This window comes from Streptomyces sp. NBC_00316, assembly GCF_036158715.1.
In the GTDB taxonomy this organism is placed as follows: domain Bacteria; phylum Actinomycetota; class Actinomycetes; order Streptomycetales; family Streptomycetaceae; genus Streptomyces.
Map to the genome: position 1 here is coordinate 4677819 of NZ_CP108023.1, position 17293 is coordinate 4695111.

A 17293-nucleotide genomic window follows, 5' to 3' on the forward strand; every position below is an offset into this window, starting at 1 on the left:
GGCCCGTCAGGCGTCACGGTCCGGCGCGGCCCTCGTGCCCTTCCTGCGGTGTCACCCGCAGGAAGGCGCGGGGGCCGGCTTGTTCAGTACGGCCAGGGCCGCCGCGGCGGCCTTCGGTGTGTTGAACTTCTTGAACGCCGTACCGATGATCAGATCGACGTCCGCCGTCTTGCGCGCGTCGGTCTTCGGCGTGGCGCCCGCCAACTGCGTACCCAGGACCGGGAACGAGCCGTTCATGGCCATCGGCGCGCCCACCAGTACCGCGGGCCCGGGAACCTTCTTGTCGTACGCGGCCGTGGCGTTGCCCACCTTGCCGATACGGAAGCCGCGCTTCTTCAGCTCGTCGGCCGCGGCCTTCGCGAGCCCGCCGCGCGGTGTCGCGTTGTAGACGTTGACCGTGATCCCGCCCGGCTTCGGCAGCGCCTTCGCGGGCGCGGACGGCTTGGCGGAGGAGCACGAGGCCCCGCGGCCGGCGGCGCCGGCGTTTCCGTCACCGCCCGTGAACACGTCGATGAGCTGCAGCGTCCCCCATCCGGCCAGCCCGAGGGCCACCACGGAGGCAAGGGAAGCCAGGACCAGTTGCCGGCGGCGCCGAGGGCGGCGCATGCGGGGGTACTTGTCGCCCGTGATGCGGTACTTTCCACCCATGCCGGGGGGAGTCAGCATGCTCATGGGCGCAGCGTAATGCGACCTGGTGAAGATGCGTACTAAATGATCAATGGATGGCGCCCGTCCGAGTGTGAAAGCACTCGAAAGCACCCGAAAAACCGTCCGGCGCGCGCCGGACGTCAGCCGAGTTCGAGCACGCGGGCGTGCAGAACCTGACGCTGCTGGAGCGCCGCACGGACCGCGCGGTGCAGCCCGTCCTCCAGGTAGAGGTCGCCCTGCCACTTCACGACGTGGGCGAACAGGTCCCCGTAGAACGTCGAGTCCTCGGCCAGGAGCGTTTCGAGATCCAGCTGCCCCTTGGTCGTCACCAGCTGGTCGAGGCGGACCGGGCGCGGCGCGACATCCGCCCACTGCCGGGTGCTTTCCCGGCCGTGGTCGGGATAAGGCCGCCCATTTCCGATGCGCTTGAAGATCACACGGAAAGCCTACCGGCCAAGGGCCTCCGGGCGCAGCCATGGAGCGGTACTGCGATGCTTGTCGGAGCGCCATAAAAGCAGGCATTCCGGAACAGGGGCCGTGATGAGTGACGTCGGAGAAGCCGCCGGGGCGCTGCCGCAGCCCGCCCAGGAGATCGCCGACGGGTATGCCGTCGACGGCGCCGCCCTCGGTCTGGGTGCGCTGCTCTGGGACGGCGCATGTCTGCCGGGTGCGCAGATCCGGGTCCCGCTGGGGATGCTCAACCGGCACGGGCTCGTCGCGGGCGCCACCGGCACCGGCAAGACGAAGACCCTCCAGCTGATCGCCGAACAGCTGTCGGCGAACGGTGTGCCGGTCTTCCTCGCCGACATCAAGGGAGATGTGTCCGGCATCGCCGCTCCCGGCGAGCCGGGCGGCAAGGTCACCGAGCGGGCCGGGCAGGTCGGGCAGAGCTGGGAGGCCAAGGGCTTCCCGTGCGAGTTCTATGCGCTCGGCGGCATCGGCCCCGGCATTCCGCTGCGGGCGACCGTCACCAGCTTCGGGCCCGTCCTGCTCTCCAAGGTGCTCCAGCTGAACCGGACGCAGGAGCAGTCGCTCGGCCTGATCTTCCACTACGCCGACGCCAAGGGTCTGGAGTTGGTGGATCTGAAGGATCTGCGGGCCGTCGTCGCGTTTCTCGTCTCGGACACGGGCAAGCCCGAGCTGAAGGGGATCGGTGGGCTCTCCACGGCCACGGCCGGGGTGATCCTGCGATCGCTCACCGTCTTCGAGCAGCAAGGGGCGGGCAACTTCTTCGGCGAGCCGGAGTTCGACACGGCGGAGCTGCTGCGGCAGGCACCGGACGGGCGGGGGCTGGTCGCCGTGCTGGAACTGGCGGCCGTGCAGGACAAGCCGCAGCTCTTCTCTACGTTCCTGATGTGGCTGCTCGCGGATCTCTTCCACGATCTGCCGGAGGTCGGCGACCTGGACCGGCCGAAGCTGGTGTTCTTCTTCGACGAGGCGCATCTGCTCTTCGACGGGGCGTCGAAGGCGTTCCTGGACGCGATCACCCAGACCGTGCGGCTGATCCGTTCCAAGGGCGTGGGCATCTTCTTCGTCACGCAGACGCCGCGCGACGTACCCGGGGACGTGCTGGCGCAGCTCGGCAACCGGGTGCAGCACGCGCTGCGGGCGTTCACCCCGGACGACGCGAAGGCGTTGCGGGCGACGGTGAAGACGTTCCCGAACTCGCCGTACGACCTGGACGAGCTGCTGACCGGGCTGGGTATCGGCGAGGCGGTGATCACCGTACTGAGCGAGAACGGCGCGCCCACACCGGTCGCCGCGACCCGACTGCGGTCGCCGCAGTCACTGATGGGTCCGCTCGCCGCGACGGAACTGGCCTCGGCGGTGAAGGGCTCGCCACTGTACGGACGTTACGCCGAGGCGGTGGACCGGGAGTCGGCGTACGAGAAGCTCACCGCCGAGCACGAGGCCGGGCAGCGGGCCGCGGCGGAGGCGGCGGGCAAGGCGGACGCGGCGGGCAGGGCGGCGAAGAAGACGCCCAGGCAGCCCGAGGACGATGCCTCGCTGGTGGAACAGGTGGTGGGGAGCGGGATGTTCCGGTCGCTGGCGCGGTCGGTCGGGACGCAGCTGGGGCGGGAGATCTCGCGATCGCTCTTCGGCACGGCACGCCGCCGGCGGTAGGGGTGGGGCCGCTGCCCGGCCCCACCCCTACCGATCCGCACGCGGCGACGGCGGTGGGCCGTCCGGGGCTCAGCTCTTCTTTGCGGCCGCCGCCTTCGCCGCGGCCTTCGCCTCCTGCTTGTATGCGCGGACCCTGGCGAGTGAGTCGGGGCCGGTGATGTCGGCGACCGACCGGTGCGACCCCGCCTCCCCGTACGGGCCTGCCGCCGCCCGCCAGCCGGTCGGCCGGACGCCCAACTGCTTGCCAAGCAGCGCCAGGAAGATCTGTGCCTTCTGGGTGCCGAACCCCGGCAGCGCCTTCAGCCGCTTCAGCAGCTCGGCGCCGGTCCCGGCATCGCTCCACACCGCGTCGGCGTCTCCGTCGTACTCCGCGACCAGGAACTGGCAGAGCTGCTGCACCCGTTTGGCCATGGAGCCCGGATAGCGGTGCAGAGCGGGTTTGGCGGTGAAGAGCTGGGTGAACGCCTCGGGGTCGTAGGCGGCGATCTCGTGGGCGTCCAGGTCGTCGGAACCCATCCGCTGTGCCAGGGTGAACGGGCCGGAGAAGGCCCACTCCATCGGAACCTGCTGGTCCAGCAGCATGCCGATCATGGCCGCCAGCGGGCTGCGGCCGAGGAGCTCGTCCGCTTCCGGCTGCTGGGCGATCTGCAAGGTGTGGGCCGTGCTCCCGTTGCTCTGTGTCATGTCTTCGATCATCGCGACATGGGCGGGCGACGGCGAGTAAGGACGCAGCCGACGCGCGCATCCTGTGACTGAAGCGGTACCCGAAGGCGGCCCGCCGGGGCTCACACATCGCCTCCGCCGTCGAGGACCGGCCGGATGACGACGGGGTGGACGGGGGCGCCGTCGGGCGCCGGGCACCGCATGCGCGCCGCGATCTCCGTGACCCGCTCCAGGTTGTCGCAGCCGAGCACCCGGAACCCGGCGAGCAGTTCCTGGGTCTCCCCGTACGGGCCGTCGGCGATCACCGGGCGGTCGTCGTCGCCCACATGCACGAAGCGGGTGCGCGCGGGCTCGGCCAGGCCGTGTCCGTCGACGAACTCACCGGTCTCGGCGAGGTCGTCGACCGCTCCCATGAAGGCGAACATCGCCTGAAGGTCTTTCTCGCTCCAGGCCGGACCGTGCGCGGACGCAGTGCGCCGTGGCCGTCGACGAAAGCGGCCCTGGAGCCGTCGGGGGACCAGGCGAGATCCCGTACCGCGGTACCGAAGTCGACGGAAGTGCTGTTCATCAGGACGGTGTTCGAACCGTTGCTGATGGTCAGCCGGTTCGCCTCCGACGTGCCGTTCATCCCGTTGCCGGCCGGTGTGCCACCACCCGTCCCGGCCGGAGCGGATGTGCCCGGGGACGACGTGTTCGGAGCGGTGCTCGACGCGGCGTCCGCGGAACTCGACGGATCGCAGGCGGTGAGGAGCAGCGCGCTGTTGGTGGTGATCAGGGTTGTCGCGGCAATGGCGGCGAGACGGCTGCGTGCAGGCACGACTCTGTACCCCCCTGGACTGCGCTGTGTGAGGGGAGAAGAGTGCCAGTCGTCTGCTGCGGAATCGATGCGGAAACTGTCACAGCGGTGCGACGGCGCCAATCCCCGATGCTCCCTTTTCCAAAAGGAATTGATGAAACATCAGGAGGGTGGGTTCTGTGGGGACGGTGCACCCGGCAGCCCGGCTCCCCGCCCTCCCGTGCAAGGGGAATGCAAGGAGCCGGGGGTGCGGAGGGGCGGCCTCGGCGAGACCGCCCCCGACGTGTCACCGGCTCGGCCGGCCTGCCCGGAGCCCGTTCCCCGCAGTGAGGACCCGGACTCTGCGGGAGGGTCAGAAGCCGCAGTACACCAGGCTCCCGTAGTCGCTCAGGAGGTCGTCGCGGACCCACCCGTAGGTACCCGTGCTGTCGTTCCTGAGGTACGTCCAGGTGTAGTCGCCGGCCACCGTGTAGCAGTGGTAGTCCAGCTTGTGCCCGGAGTACGCGATTCCGTTGATCGCACAGCCGGTGCTGGAACCGCTGCGCTCGTTGGCCCCGCCCGCCGTGGCGTTCCAGGCGCTGCTGTCCTTGTCGGCGACGGTCTTGCCGCAGGCGGCGGACGCCACTGCCGGGGTGGTGGAGAGCGCGATCGGAATACTCGCGGCCACCGCCACGAGTGCGGGCAGGACGACTGCGATTCGACGCTTCATTGGATCCCCCATCGTTGACTTCTGTTTTCGCTGCTCCCGTGTGACAGGTGCTCCTGGAAAGGAGGCAGCGACCGCTGCATCACCGGGGATGCGAGTGGCGCTTGTACGATTTCGAACCGGGAATTCTGAAGAAAGGATTCCGCCCGCAGATGGCCATTTTTGATTCCAGCGAGGCCGAAAGATCGCAGGGCGAAAACAGGACAGGGGAGAGGGGCGCGGGCCCCCTTCGAATGGTCCGAAAGGTATGTGTGCGGCAGCCCTCGGTTTCCGCTTCCGGCGGCGACGGCTCCCTGGCCGAATTCGGCCTGTGAGGGAGTGGCTCGAGGGTCGGCTTCGGCCATTTTTTATGCGGAATCGGCCACATCATTTCCGGTTCATCCGTGGAAGATTTAATTCCGAATTGGGGTTTGAGCATTGCTCATTCGTTCCGACCATTGACCAGGTACTCTGTGAAATTCCAGCCGGAGGAGTCCCGTTGAGTGCTCGCATACTGGTCGCCGAAGATGACGTGAAACAGGCGCGACTGATCAGGATCTATCTGGAGCGGGAGGGGAACGAGGTCCAGGTCGTCGCCGACGGCCGTTCGGCGGTCGACCGGGCCAGATCCACCCGGCCCGATCTCATCGTGCTCGACGTGATGATGCCGAACGTCGACGGTCTCGACGTGTGCCGCATCCTGCGCGCCGAATCCCAGGTGCCCATCCTGCTGCTCACCGCGCGGACCACGGAGGAGGACATGCTCCTCGGGCTCGACCTCGGGGCCGACGACTACATGACCAAGCCGTACAGCCCGAGGGAGCTGACGGCTCGGGTCAGGGCGCTGCTGCGGAGGGCGAAGTCGGCCGGGGGTGACGAGTCCGCTGTGCTCGCGGTCGGGGATCTGGAGGTGGACACCGCCCGCTTCGAAGTGCGAGTGGCAGGGGCGCCGGTGGTGCTGACCGGCAAGGAGTTCGCGATCCTGACCGTGCTTGCGGGGGAGCCGGGGCGGGTGTTCACCAGGGCGCAGATCATCGACCGGGTCTTCGGGTTCGACCAGAACGTCCTGGAGCGCACGGTCGATGCCCATGTGATGAATCTGCGGCGGAAGCTGGAGAAGGGCTGTGAAGGCGCCCGGTACGTGGAGACCGTCTACGGGCGGGGCTACCGGCTGGCGGGCGGCTCCGGGGAGACGCGGTGAGCCTGCGGTTTCGGGTCATCGGCCTGCTGATGCTGGTCGCGATGGCCGCCACGGCGGCAACGGCCTGGCTGACTCTGCGCCAGGTGACCAGCCAAGTACGCGAGTCCGACCGCGCGGGGCGGCAGGAGGTGTCCCGGATCACCGGCGAGCTCCATGCGTACGGGTTCGCGCACGGCACCTGGGAAGGCGTCTCGCCGACAGTCGCGGAGCTGGAGAGGGACACCGGACAACGCATCCGGGTCACCACGGAGTCCGACGTACTGCTGGCCGATTCCGACGCCCTCGCGGGCCGCGAGCCCCGCGCGGTGAGCAGCCGGCCCCCGGTCCCCGTCGACCCGCGTCCCGAACTGCGGTTCCCCCAGGGGAAGGTGCCGCTGGCCTCGGTCAAACTCACCGTGACCGCGATCGGTGAGTACCGTGCCGTGGCGGCGTACCAGACCTGCCTGACCCGGGCGGGCGTCAGGATGACGGCCCGGCCGAACAGCTTCGGAATCCCCCGGATCAGTACGGACCGCCGTCCACCGCAGTGCAAGGAGCCGGCCGGCGATGCGGATCCGGGCGCCGCCCAGGATCACGACGCCGCCTCGAAGTGCGTGTCCGACCCGCGTCTCGCCGCATGTCTGCAGCGTGTTTTCGACGAGCGGACGGCGTCCGTCGCACCGCCGCGCCTCCAGGTGCGCCTCGGCGTACGGGACGAATCGCCGGCCACGTTGGCTGCCGCGCCCACGGTGGCTGTCGCGGTGGGGGTCGGCCTTGCCGTCATCCTCGGCGGGCTGCTCCTGAGCAGGGCCGTGCTGCGCCCGGTGCGAGCCCTGACCCTGGCCGCCCGGGGGCTGGGGGAAGGGGACCTGGAGCGGCGGGTCCCCGCCTCGGGTCGCGACGAGATCGCCGAACTCGGGCGTGCCTTCAACAGGATGGCCGACTCCGTCCGGACCGGCGAGGAGCGTCAGCGCCGTCTCATCGGCGACATCGCACATGAGCTCCGTACCCCGCTGGCCAATCTGCGCGGGTATCTGGAGGCGCTGCAGGACGGGTTCGTCGAGCCGACCCCCGAACTGCTCGACTCCCTCCACGAGGAGGCGATGCTGCAGCAGCGGATCGTGGACGATCTGCAGGATCTGGCGCTGGCCGAGGCCGGTGCGCTCACCTACCACCACGCGGTCGTCGATCTGCTCGACGTCCTCGACACGTGTCGCACCGCCCACCGGGCCCAGGCCGAAGCAGCCGGTGTGTGCCTGGAGCTGGAGGGGCCGCGGCGGGTGTACGTGGACGCCGATACGGACCGGCTGCGTCAGGTCGTCGGCAATCTCATCGGCAACGCGCTGCGGGCCACCCCGCCGGGTGGCACCGTGACGCTGGCTCTGGTCCGGCGCGGCGAGTCGGCGATCCTTCAGGTGCGGGACACCGGGAAGGGGATACCGGCCGAGCATCTGCCGCACCTCTTCGACCGCTTCTGGCGGGCGGATGCGGCCCGGGGCCGCGCCACCGGCGGCAGTGGCCTGGGGCTTTCCATCGCCCGGCAGATCGTGACCGATCACCGGGGGACGATCGACGTGGAGAGCACGGTGGGTGTCGGGACGACCTTCACCGTCGTGCTCTCCACGGTTCCGGCGGCCGGCCACTGACCCGGTCCGGCCGGCGGGACCGCGCTCGGGTCAGGAACCCGCGAGGGCCTGTGTGGGCGCCAGGCGCCCGGCCCGTACCGCCGGGTAGAGCCCGGCGACCGCCCCGATCAGGAGCGTGACGGCGATCCCGGCAGCAGCCGCCCACGCCGGTACCTCCGTCGGCCATCCCCGTACGTATGCGTACCCGGCGGTGATGGCCGTGCCGAGGACCGTGCCGCCGAGCCCGCCCAGCGCGGACAACAGCAGTGACTCCGAGACGAACTGGCCCCGGATCTGGCCGCTGGTGGCGCCGAGGGCCCTGCGCAGGCCGATCTCGGGGCGGCGTTCGAGCACCGAGATGACCATGGTGTTGCCCACGCCGACCCCGCCCACCAGGAGCGCGACCCCGCCGAGGCCGAGCAGCAGCCCGGTCAGCGCCGACTCCGTGGCCTCCCGCGCGGCCAGGGCGTCGGACGGCCGGGAGACCAGCACGCCGCTCGGCTTCTCGGGGTTCGCCGTCGCCGCGAGCACGTCCCGCACCGCCGCCACCTGGTCGTCCCTGGCACGCACGTAGACGGTGGACGGGTGGCCGTCGAAGCCCAGATACGTCTCGGCGGCCTGCCAGCCGACCAGTGCCGAACTGTCCACCTCCGGGGCCAGCGGCATCGGTTCGAGCACCCCGACCAGGGAGAACCACTTCCCGCCCAGCCACAGCCGCGTCCCCGGGGTGTAGACGTCGAGTCGCCGGGCCGCCTGGGCGCCCAGCACCACGGCCGGGTACTCCTCGGTGGCCGACTCGAGCCACCGGCCGGTGCGCACCTTTCCGCCGATCGTCGGCAGCAGGTGCGAGCCGGCTGCGGCGACCTCGACGCTGCTGGTCCGCCCGACAGGCAGATGCTCGTTGCGGTAGACCGCGGCGCCCTTGACCGTGCCGGTCGCTGCCACCTGCTGCACCGGACCGATACGCCCGATCATGGGCACCGCCTCCTCGGGGAGGCGGGTCGTCCCGCCGTCGGGGGTCTGGCCCGGGGCGACGCGCAGCATGTTGGTGCCCAGCCGGTCGAGCCGGCGGTCGACCTCGGCCCGGCTGGAGCTGGAGATGCCGACGACGGCGACCATCGCGGCCACACCGATCGCGATGCCCAGCGCGGACAGGAACACACGCAGCGGCCTGGTCCGCAGCCCGGTGCCGCCGAGGCGGATGATGTCGGCGGGGCTCAGCCGGGCAGGACGCAGTGCGGCTGCCCGGCGCCTGCGCCTCATCTCCGGACTCCGCTGCAGGGCGCCGCGGGGAGGCCGCTGTCGGCCACGATCCGGCCGTCGCGCATCTCCACCTTCCGGTCGAACACCTCGGCCATCTCCCGGTCGTGCGTGATGACCACCACCGTGGTGCCGGCCGCATGCAACTCCCGCAGCAGCTCCAGAACCGCCGCGCCGGAGGCTGAGTCGAGGTTGCCGGTGGGTTCGTCCGCGAGCAGCAGCGCCGGTTCGCCGATGACTGCGCGGGCGACCGCGGCCCGTTGCCGTTCGCCCCCGGAGAGCTGATGGGGGAGGTGGCCGAGCCGGTGATCGAGTCCCACTCGGGTCAGTGCCTGTGCGGCTCTGCGCCGGCGTTCCCGCAGGGGCACACCCGCGTACAGCAGGCCGTCGGCGACCGTGTCCAGCACGGGTACTCCCACGGCCAGGTGGAACTGCTGGAAGACAAAGCCGATCCGCTGTGCCCGCAGCGCGGAGACCTCGCGGTCGGACAGCTCGGCGATCTCGTGACCGTCGATGGCGATCCGGCCGCCGGACGGCCTGTCCAGGGTTCCCATCAGATGCAGCATCGTCGACTTGCCCGAGCCGGAAGGGCCGACGACACAGGCAAGTTCTCCGTACCGGATGGCCAGGTCGACCCCGCTGACGGCGGTGACGCGTCCGGGGTAGGTCTTCGACACCGCGGAGAACGCGACGACGGGGGTATCGGGCATGCCGGGCGAGATCACTCGGGGATCCTCACCTTCATGCCTTCGTGGACCCGAGGGCCGCTCACCTCGACCTTGCCTCCCGCGTACAGACCGGTCCTCGCGGGCACGAAGCGGCCGGCCCCGCTGTCCGCGCCGCCACCGCCCCCGTCCTGCGCGGCGAGTTCCAGGCCGTAACCGCCCTCGGCCAGAGCCACCAGGGCGGCGACCGGAACGGTCAGCACCCCCTTGCGCTGCTTGACCACATGGCGGACCGTGACCGGGCCGCTCTCCAGCCTGCCCAGCGAGTCCTGGTCGGCGAAGGTGATCACCACGGACACGGTGGCCGCGGTGCCGTCCGCGCTGTCACCACCGTCCTCGCCGCTCTTGCCCGCGGTGTCCCCGCCGCCAGAGGCGCCGGACGAGGACGCGTCCTTGCCCACGCGCGCGATCTCGCCCTTGACCGAACGCCCGTCCGGAAGGTCCACCGCGACCTCGCTGCCCCGCTGGGCCCAGTTCGTGTCCGTGGCAGGGACGTTCACGGTGACCATGCGCGATGTGCTGGTGTACGTGAGCGGGTTGCCGGAGGCGTCGGCTCCGACCAGCGCGTCGGTGCCCGCGATCCGGACGGGGCCGGGCGCGTAGACGATGTCGCCGGCATCGACCTCGCCCGTCTGCGGCAGGTCGAGGTCCTTCTGCCAGCGCTTGACCGCATCGGCCGTCAGCACGGTGTACGACTCGTCCACGGTGAAGCCCGAGTAGCCGAGGGCGCTGAGGTTGCTCTCGAACTGTTTGACGTCCATGCCGTGCAGCGGTGCCGGCTGCCGCGGCGCTCCGGCAGCTCGAACCGCCCCGGCGCCGTCGGCGTTCGCAGAGCCGCCGCCCGCAGAGCTGCCGCTCGCGGAACCGCCGTCTGCGTCACCGCGCTTGGCGGTTCCGGTGCCGCCGTCCGGCCCGTCGCCGCCGCTGCCCGTGGCCGCGTCCTGAGGCTCCGCCTCTGTCACGCCCAGGTCGCGATACATGGGCAGACTTCCGTAGAGGAGGATCACCGGGCGGTCGTCGACCCGCAGCACCTTCCCTCCACGCCGTACCGTGCTGCCTGTCGTCGGCAGCCAGGTCAGTGTTCCCTCTGCCTTGATCTGGAACGGGACTTCCGGACCATGCCCCAGCCGTCCGTCGACCTCGGTCTGCTCGGTCAGCGTCTCCCGGGTCACGGGGACCACATGGCTGCTTCTGCCCGGCGCCGCACCGTCGTCGGTGCCGCCTCCACCGAGCCCCAGGGCTCCGACCGTGCTGACCACGGCGACCAGAAGAAAGCCGGCCGCTATGAGGAGGGGCCCCCGTCCGCGCCTTCCGGTTCTCCTGCCACCGGCACGGTCGTCCGCCCCGTCGTCGCCCGCTGCGCGCTCCCGGCCCGCATCCTTCATGACGTCCACGGTTTCTCGCCCCGTCAGCCCTTGGGCGTGGGCGCGTCGTCCGGGATGCCGATGATCGACGCGCAGGAGCGCGTGGCCCGCTTGGCACCCGCCGATGTCGAATCCCATGTGACGTCCCGGAAGTGGCCGTCCGCCCCGGCGTCGGGGAAGTCGGGCGCCCCGTGTTCCTGCATGCACTGCGCGTACTGCTGGTTCTTCCGGATCTCACCCGCGGTGAGTTCCGGCTGCTGTGCCTTCTCGACGCTCTCCGGTACCGGCACGCTGAGATCCGAGCACTTCTCCTGCGCCCTGAGGGCCTTCGGGTCGCGCTTCCACTTGGACCGGTCGCCGAGGTCGACCTTGCCCTTGGAATCCGGATCAGGGGCGTCGAGCCCCTCGTCACGCAGACACGTGACCCACTTGCGCTGTGCCTCGACATACTCGGCCAGCTCGCTCGAACTGCTCCTGGAAGCCTGGGCGCCGGTCTTGTCGCCCCCCGCGGACGCGACTCCGTCGCCCCCGTCATCGCCTCCTCCGCAGCCGGTGACGGCCAACGCCATCACCGACGCCGTCGCAGCCAGCACCATCCGGCCCCCGAACCGCCGACGCGAACTCATCCTCATGGGCTCCTCACACCTGTGCCGCCGGCCGGCCCCGTGGTGGGCGGCCGGTGCCGAATGTAGGACCGCCCCTATGAAGGACCTATGAAGAAGCCATCAAGAACCGTCATGCACGATGCGTGCCGCTCCCGACGGAGGGGAACGCAACCGGAACAGCAACCACCGGAACCCAGGGGGTCACGCCGAGGCGCTGCGCCACGCCCCGAGCAGTTCCTCCGGCCCGTACGACGCGTGGAGCCCGGAACAGCTGACCCCGTTGCGGGAGACCGCCACGAGCGGCACGGGGCCGTCCGTGATCGCTGCCCGGTGCTTCTGCAGCGCCGCCAGGTCGTGGCCGTCGAACGTGGAATTCTCCAGCCACTTGACCGAGCCGAGAAAGAGCAACCGCTTGGCCACCGGCTGCCGGTCGGCGCCCACCAGGTCGATCTCGACGTCGTTGCTGCGGGTCCAGTAGCCACCGATCGCCGGGGCGGCAGGCAGGGCGTCGTCCGGCAGCAGACGGGCGAGGGAATCACGGATGAGCGGCTCGACGGCGCGGCCCCGCCAGCTCGTCCACCGCTCCTTGATCCGGCTCAGCGTGAGGTCGCCGCGCATCCGTTCGATCTCCGCCATGTGCGGATCCAGAAAGGCCAGCCAGAACCGCAGGTACGGGTCCGCCACCCGGTAGCGGCGCTCCTTGGACGGCCGCAGCGAGAGCGGGAGTTCGGCCGCCACCACTCGCTTCTCGATCAGGACGTCCGTCGCTCTGGTGAGGGTGGTGTGGGCGATGCCTCCGGCGGCGCGCGCGATGTTGGTGAAGGTGCGCTCTCCCGTTCCGATGGCCCGCAGTACTTCGCGGCTCATCGCCTGGGGCGGAAACTCTGCGGCCAGTGAGCGTTCGGCGGAGACCAGCAGCGCCGAGAGCGGGTTGTCCAGCGATGCGCGGAGAAACTCCCAGACGGTCGCCCCGGCCCGCCACTCCGCGCAGATCAGCGGCAGTCCGCCGGTGACCAGAGCGGCGTCGAGGGCGGCCGCCGGCGGCAGACCGAGCATCTCGCCGATGTCCGCCGGGTTCAGCGGCCCTACGACCATCTCGCGCCCCCGCTGGTGGAACGGGCGGTCGTAGCTGTCCAGCGCCTCCATCATCGAGAGGTCGGAACCGACCAGGAGGAGAAGCACGGGCTTGCGGCTGAGCAACCGGTCCCATGCCCGCTGCAGCATGCCCTCGAAGGCGTCGATGCGGTTCATGAGATACGGGACCTCATCGATGACGACCACGCTCGGGCGGTCATCGGGCAGGACCTCGGCGAGCAGCCTGAACGCCGCGTTCCACTGCCCCGGGGCCTCCTCGGCGAACAGTCCTCGATCGGGAAGTGTGGAGGTGGCGACGGCGTCGAGCAGCTCGGTCAGTTCGTCCTCCGCCGAGCCGCCGGCCGCGGTGAAGAAGAGATACGGCGCCTCGGTGCGCCGGAGGAACTCCTCGACGAGGCTGGACTTGCCGACCCGCCGCCTTCCCCGCATGAGGATGCACTGACCGGGGTTCGCGGAACCGGCGGCCTCGCCGACTTCCCGGAAGGCGTTGCGGAGCACGTTCAGCTCCCGGTCCCGTCCGATGAAACGGCGCATGGCAGACCTTCCGGGAGTCAATAGTCTCAATGGAGATACTATCTCTCCCGATACTATCCTCGGGTGCGGTATCTGTGCCCCGGCCCGGCGAGCCGCAGGGCCGGTCTCCAGGCGCCGGGGCCCGACGGCCGGCCAGTGGCCGTGCGGACCTGTTCCGACGATCGCCGGCACCTGGTCGGCGGGTGCCGCGTCGATGCCCGGGACGGTGGGACGGGCTCCGGCCAAGTGATCACGACGGGTCCACTGGTCGGCCTGAGGTCGGTGGGGTACTGCCCGGGCCCGGGCCGATCGGGCGCGAGGGGCTGCCCCCGATCCCGGATGAGACCGGCTCTCTCACGCGCGAGGTGTCCACCGCGGGCGAGCTCGTCGAGGGGATTCTCGACGATCAGGTGCGGCCCAGCGCTCCGCGCAGCTTGTTCCGCGAGTTGACGTCGAGCTTGGTGAACACCTTGTGCAGGTGCCATTCGACGGTGCGAGGGCTGATGAACAACTCGGCGCCGATTTCGGGGTTCGTCTTTCCGTCGGCGGCCAGTCGGGCGATCTGGGCTTCCTGCGCGGTGAGGGCCTCGTGTTCTTCGACCGCGCGTTGCCGTACCGACTCGCCGGTGGCCAGGAGTTCGCGACGGGCACGTTCGGCGAAGGCGCTTGCTCCGAAACCCTGCAGCATCTCGTAGGCGGTGCGCAGGTGCTCGCGCGCGTCGAGGCGCCGGTTCTCGCGGCGGAGCCACTCGCCGTACACCAGGTGGGTGCGGGCGAGGTGGACGGCGATCCGGCTGCGCTCGAGGTGCTCGATGGCCTCGCGGTACAGCAGGTCGGCGGCCTGACCGTCGCAGAGCAGCGCTCTCGACCGGGCCAGAACGCCGAGGGCCCAGTCCGTGCCGCCGGCGCCGGCTCGTTCCTCGAGCCGGCGCAGGGCCTCAGCGGCCACTTCGGGGGCATCACTGCGAGCGCTCGCCTCGATGAGTTCGACGAGGGAGAACCCGACGACCGCCAGATCCTCGTGCTCCCCCGCCTGCTGGGCGCTGGCCACGGCTTCCTGGTACCGGCCGAGGCCGTTGTACAGCACCGCGAGCAGGTAACTGGCCAGACCGATCGCCCGCCCCTCGCCCCAAGAGGTCGCGTCCTGGACGGCGGACTGGATCACCTCCGGCGCCCTGGTGTCCTCGCCACGCCAGGCCAGGAGCAGAAGCGAGGGGTACGCGAGGGGCGAGTTGCCGGTCACCTCCGTGATGGTGTCGGACTCGTCGACCAACGCCGAGGCAAGGTCGAACTCGCCGGCGTGCACGTGCACGCCGGCGCGGTAGGTGAGAGCCAGGGGAAGAAAATTGAGTGCGCCGGTCTCGCGAGCCGCCCGGACCGCGTGGGTGGTCAGCACATGCCACGTCTCGTCGTCCCACATGTCGCCGGCGATCAGCCAGGTGAGCCAGAGCCAGCGCACGACGTCGTCCTCGTTGCGTCCGGCGGCTCGCTGGAACTCCAGCAGCGCGGGTTTGAGCAGCGCCGCACCCTCGACGCAGCCCTCGGCGAACCACGTCGCCAGGCCATCGAGGAGTACGTCCGCCGGTCGCGGAGGCTGTGGTCCGCGCGGTGCGGCGAGGGCGGCCTCGGCAACCTCCCGCACTCCGATAGGTCCGCTGAGGCGACCGGCGAAGACCGCTGCTCCGATTGCATCGAGGTACGCCTCACGCGCCTGTCCCTCGTCGGCCCGTTCCAGCCGGCCGGCCGCGTCGAGCAGCAACGGCAGAGCCTCACCGCCGCGCCTGCGCGCGAAGACGATCTGGGCACGGAGCCGGGTCAGCCGCGCGTGCTGGACCTCATCCAACGGGCCCATCTCCGCGGCGGCGAGGAGTTCGAGCGCCGCATCGGGGGTCCCGGCCTCGAAGGTGACCTGCGCCGCGGCCACGGCCCTCTTCCCACGTCTGGCCGGATCGGGCGTCAGCTCGGTCGCACGTCTCAGGAACGCGGCCGCCGCCGCGATACCGCCGCGGGCCTGGGCCCGGCCGGCCGATCGCTCCAGCTCGCCCGCCAGGGCCTCGTCGGGTTCGACCGCCGCGTGGGCGCGATGCCAGGCTTGGCGATCCGAGTCGAAATCGGGATCGGTCGCTTCGGCCAGCGCGCGATGCACGTCCCGGCGCACTCCGGGGTCGGCCGCGCGATAGGCCGCCGAGCGCACCAGCGGATGATGGAACCGCACGCGTGCACCGAACTCGATCAGCCCCGCCGCCTCGGCCAGTCCCGCGGCGTCCGCCCCGATGTCAAGCCGCTCGGCCACCCGCCTCAGCAACGGCAGGTCCCCCACCGGCTCGGCGGCCGCCGCCAGCAGCAGTCGTTGCGCGGCATCCGGAAGCGACCCTATGCGCCGCAGGAAACTCTGCTCGATCTGACTCGCCAGCGGGCGCGCGTCCGGACGCCCGAACCCGCCGGCCAGCTCTGCCGCAGTCAACCCTCGTGTCAATTCCAGCAGAGCCAGCGGGTTGCCGCGGGTCTCGGCGACGACCCGGTCCCGGACACGCTCGTCCAGCCGTCCGGGGACCACCGAGTCCAGAAGCGCGCGCGCATCGTCGTCGCGCAGACCCCGGACCACGAGCTCCGGCAGCCCCGCCAGCGCTGCATCACCCGGAGCAAGTGCCGCCGTGCGCACCGCGAACACCAGCGCCACCCGCTCCGCGAACAGTCGGCGCGCGACGAAGGCCAGCGTTTGCGCGGAGACCCGATCGAGCCACTGGGCATCGTCCACGACGCAGACGAGCGGCTGCTCCTCCGCCGCCTCGGCCAGCAGGCTGAGCACCGCCAGCCCGACCATGAAACGGTCCGGCGCGCTCCCCGCACTCAGGCCGAACGCGACTGCCAAGGCGTCGCGTTGTGGTTCGGGAAGGCGGTCGAGGTGCCCCATCATCGGTATGCAGAGCTGGTGCAGACCGGCGAACGCCAGCTCCATCTCGGACTCGACGCCGACAGCCCGCAGGATCTGGCATCCCGCCGCGTTCCCCGCGAGGTACTCCACCAACGCGGACTTGCCGATCCCGGCTTCGCCACGCAGCACCAGTACCTGGCTCCGACCCGCCCTTGCGTCGGCGACCACCTGATCCAGCGTCCCGCACTCGCCGCGCCGGCCACGCAGCACGCGCTGAGGAGCGCTGTTCGACATCCACCACTTCCGCAGGTCAATGGGGTCAGACCCTGATCAACTCGAATCGGCCCCATCATGCACCAGTGGCGCGGTCCGGACAATCAGCCGGAAAGTCACCGCCGGAGCCCGGCAGAGGCCATGCCAACTGCTGGTAGCGGCATGGTCACCAAGGGGGATCGTCGGTGTGTGACGGGGGGCGAAGACTGTCGGCCGTGGCTGACCGTCGGCCGAACTCGCGCAGTGTCCTTGACGTTCGCCGGCGACGGCCGCGCCGGCGGCTCCGCAGCGTCACCCACCACGTATGCGCCGGCGAGGACGCACCGTCGCGCAGCATCCGGAGCTGATGCTCGAAGAGCACTTCGGCCTGCCCCGCCCGACGTGGCTCTCACCGAACGTCTACCTCGGCCAGTAGGCAGGCAGCCGCCGCGCCCGGTCGCCGGGGGCGGTCAGGGGTCTTTCCGTCCGGTAGAGCGTCTGCGCGTCCTGAGTCTCAACCGGTGGTCAGGGACCGCCACTTGTCCGCATGCACCAAAGGTGTCACCACGATGGCTCGGAAACGTCCTGGCGTGCGGAAGGTGATCACCAACTCACCCGGTTCGTCACCGCCTGTCACGCCGGCGATCTCGGATCGAGAGATGCGCCAGCCACTGGCCCCGGCCTTGAGGTCCGAGTTCGACTTGAAATGGACGTGGTCGTCGCAGACCTCCGCGACACCGGCAATCCCCTGGCGGGCCCCGGATGTCTCAAGCGCGGTCGCGTCGGCCATCAGAGCCCGCCCGGAGTTCACCGCATCGGCGATCCAATCAATCTGAGCGTTCGCCTTGCGACTGCGCCACCAACTGCGAATTCCCACCCGGTT

General features: G+C 70.5%; 15 protein-coding genes. 3 read left to right on the plus strand and 12 right to left on the minus strand.

The features are described 5' to 3' along the window. Positions 1–51: 51 nt before the first annotated feature. Together OG878_RS20825 and OG878_RS20830 are read right to left on the minus strand one after the other, a co-directional pair. Positions 52–648: a LytR C-terminal domain-containing protein gene (locus OG878_RS20825; protein ID WP_328891316.1), complete on the minus strand. Its 597-nt coding sequence runs from the start codon at positions 646–648 to the stop codon at positions 52–54. Positions 649–788: 140 nt separating this feature from the next. Beyond that, complete coding sequence (locus OG878_RS20830) at positions 789–1085, minus strand: type II toxin-antitoxin system VapB family antitoxin (protein ID WP_003955420.1); 297 nt, start codon at positions 1083–1085, stop codon at positions 789–791. A 103-nt stretch (positions 1086–1188) separates the two neighbouring features. On the opposite strand from OG878_RS20830, the gene OG878_RS20835 reads away from it, so the two are divergent. After that, the gene (locus OG878_RS20835) at positions 1189–2772 is read left to right on the plus strand and encodes a helicase HerA-like domain-containing protein (protein ID WP_328888184.1); all 1584 of its coding nucleotides are present in this window, start codon (positions 1189–1191) and stop codon (positions 2770–2772) included. Positions 2773–2841: 69 nt separating this feature from the next. On the opposite strand, the gene OG878_RS20840 is transcribed toward OG878_RS20835, so the two are convergent. The 3 genes from OG878_RS20840 to OG878_RS20850 form a co-directional block, all read right to left on the minus strand. Beyond that, positions 2842–3456, minus strand: coding sequence for an HhH-GPD-type base excision DNA repair protein (locus tag OG878_RS20840; protein ID WP_328888185.1), 615 nt, complete (start codon positions 3454–3456; stop codon positions 2842–2844). A gap of 101 nt (positions 3457–3557) precedes the next feature. Beyond that, on the minus strand, positions 3558–3956 hold the full coding sequence (locus OG878_RS20845; RefSeq protein ID WP_328891317.1) for a YciI family protein: 399 nt from the start codon (positions 3954–3956) through the stop codon (positions 3558–3560). Between the two features lie 627 nt (positions 3957–4583). Beyond that, positions 4584–4940, minus strand: a complete 357-nt coding sequence (locus OG878_RS20850; protein WP_277327112.1) for an SH3 domain-containing protein — start codon at positions 4938–4940, stop codon at positions 4584–4586. A gap of 475 nt (positions 4941–5415) precedes the next feature. Between OG878_RS20850 and OG878_RS20855 the strand changes: the two genes are divergently transcribed. Together OG878_RS20855 and OG878_RS20860 are read left to right on the plus strand one after the other, a co-directional pair. Beyond that, positions 5416–6117, plus strand: a complete 702-nt coding sequence (locus OG878_RS20855) for a response regulator transcription factor (protein ID WP_328888186.1) — start codon at positions 5416–5418, stop codon at positions 6115–6117. Continuing rightward, positions 6114–7742 carry a sensor histidine kinase gene (locus tag OG878_RS20860; RefSeq protein ID WP_328888187.1) on the plus strand — a complete coding sequence of 543 codons (1629 nt, stop codon included), beginning with the start codon at positions 6114–6116 and terminating at the stop codon, positions 7740–7742. Before OG878_RS20855 ends, OG878_RS20860 begins: the two co-directional genes overlap by 4 nt. Positions 7743–7772: 30 nt before the next feature. On the opposite strand, the gene OG878_RS20865 is transcribed toward OG878_RS20860, so the two are convergent. The 7 genes from OG878_RS20865 to OG878_RS20895 all read right to left on the minus strand — a co-directional run bounded on the left by OG878_RS20865 (position 7773) and on the right by OG878_RS20895 (position 17287). Next, a complete protein-coding gene (locus tag OG878_RS20865) occupies positions 7773–8984 on the minus strand; it encodes an ABC transporter permease (RefSeq protein WP_328888188.1) in 1212 nt (403 codons plus the stop codon). Continuing rightward, positions 8981–9691 (minus strand): ABC transporter ATP-binding protein, encoded by a 711-nt coding sequence (locus OG878_RS20870; protein WP_328888189.1) that lies wholly within the window; start codon positions 9689–9691, stop codon positions 8981–8983. The genes OG878_RS20865 and OG878_RS20870 overlap by 4 nt, the downstream gene beginning before the upstream one ends. Positions 9692–9702: 11 nt before the next feature. After that, complete coding sequence (locus OG878_RS20875) at positions 9703–11091, minus strand: peptidoglycan-binding protein (protein ID WP_328888190.1); 1389 nt, start codon at positions 11089–11091, stop codon at positions 9703–9705. 23 nt (positions 11092–11114) lie between these two features. Next, positions 11115–11696 carry a hypothetical protein gene (locus tag OG878_RS20880; RefSeq protein WP_328888191.1) on the minus strand — a complete coding sequence of 194 codons (582 nt, stop codon included), beginning with the start codon at positions 11694–11696 and terminating at the stop codon, positions 11115–11117. A gap of 180 nt (positions 11697–11876) precedes the next feature. Continuing rightward, positions 11877–13304: an ATP-binding protein gene (locus OG878_RS20885; protein ID WP_328888192.1), complete on the minus strand. Its 1428-nt coding sequence runs from the start codon at positions 13302–13304 to the stop codon at positions 11877–11879. A gap of 385 nt (positions 13305–13689) precedes the next feature. Further along, positions 13690–16452, minus strand: a complete 2763-nt coding sequence (locus OG878_RS20890; RefSeq protein ID WP_328888193.1) for a helix-turn-helix transcriptional regulator — start codon at positions 16450–16452, stop codon at positions 13690–13692. A gap of 472 nt (positions 16453–16924) precedes the next feature. After that, a complete protein-coding gene (locus OG878_RS20895; protein WP_328888194.1) occupies positions 16925–17287 on the minus strand; it encodes a hypothetical protein in 363 nt (120 codons plus the stop codon). Positions 17288–17293: the final 6 nt, after the last annotated feature.

What these genes read in the sequence shown, in the direction of transcription:
- OG878_RS20835 (WP_328888184.1), top strand. Translation starts at nt 1,189, where the DNA reads ATGAGTGACGTCGGAGAAGCCGCCGGGGCGCTGCCGCAGCCCGCCCAG.
- OG878_RS20880 (WP_328888191.1), bottom strand. Translation starts at nt 11,696, where the DNA reads ATGAGTTCGCGTCGGCGGTTCGGGGGCCGGATGGTGCTGGCTGCGACG.
- OG878_RS20870 (WP_328888189.1), bottom strand. Translation starts at nt 9,691, where the DNA reads ATGCCCGATACCCCCGTCGTCGCGTTCTCCGCGGTGTCGAAGACCTAC.
- OG878_RS20865 (WP_328888188.1), bottom strand. Translation starts at nt 8,984, where the DNA reads ATGAGGCGCAGGCGCCGGGCAGCCGCACTGCGTCCTGCCCGGCTGAGC.
- OG878_RS20825 (WP_328891316.1), bottom strand. Translation starts at nt 648, where the DNA reads ATGGGTGGAAAGTACCGCATCACGGGCGACAAGTACCCCCGCATGCGC.
- OG878_RS20875 (WP_328888190.1), bottom strand. Translation starts at nt 11,091, where the DNA reads ATGAAGGATGCGGGCCGGGAGCGCGCAGCGGGCGACGACGGGGCGGAC.
- OG878_RS20840 (WP_328888185.1), bottom strand. Translation starts at nt 3,456, where the DNA reads ATGACACAGAGCAACGGGAGCACGGCCCACACCTTGCAGATCGCCCAG.
- OG878_RS20890 (WP_328888193.1), bottom strand. Translation starts at nt 16,452, where the DNA reads ATGTCGAACAGCGCTCCTCAGCGCGTGCTGCGTGGCCGGCGCGGCGAG.
- OG878_RS20885 (WP_328888192.1), bottom strand. Translation starts at nt 13,304, where the DNA reads ATGCGCCGTTTCATCGGACGGGACCGGGAGCTGAACGTGCTCCGCAAC.
- OG878_RS20850 (WP_277327112.1), bottom strand. Translation starts at nt 4,940, where the DNA reads ATGAAGCGTCGAATCGCAGTCGTCCTGCCCGCACTCGTGGCGGTGGCC.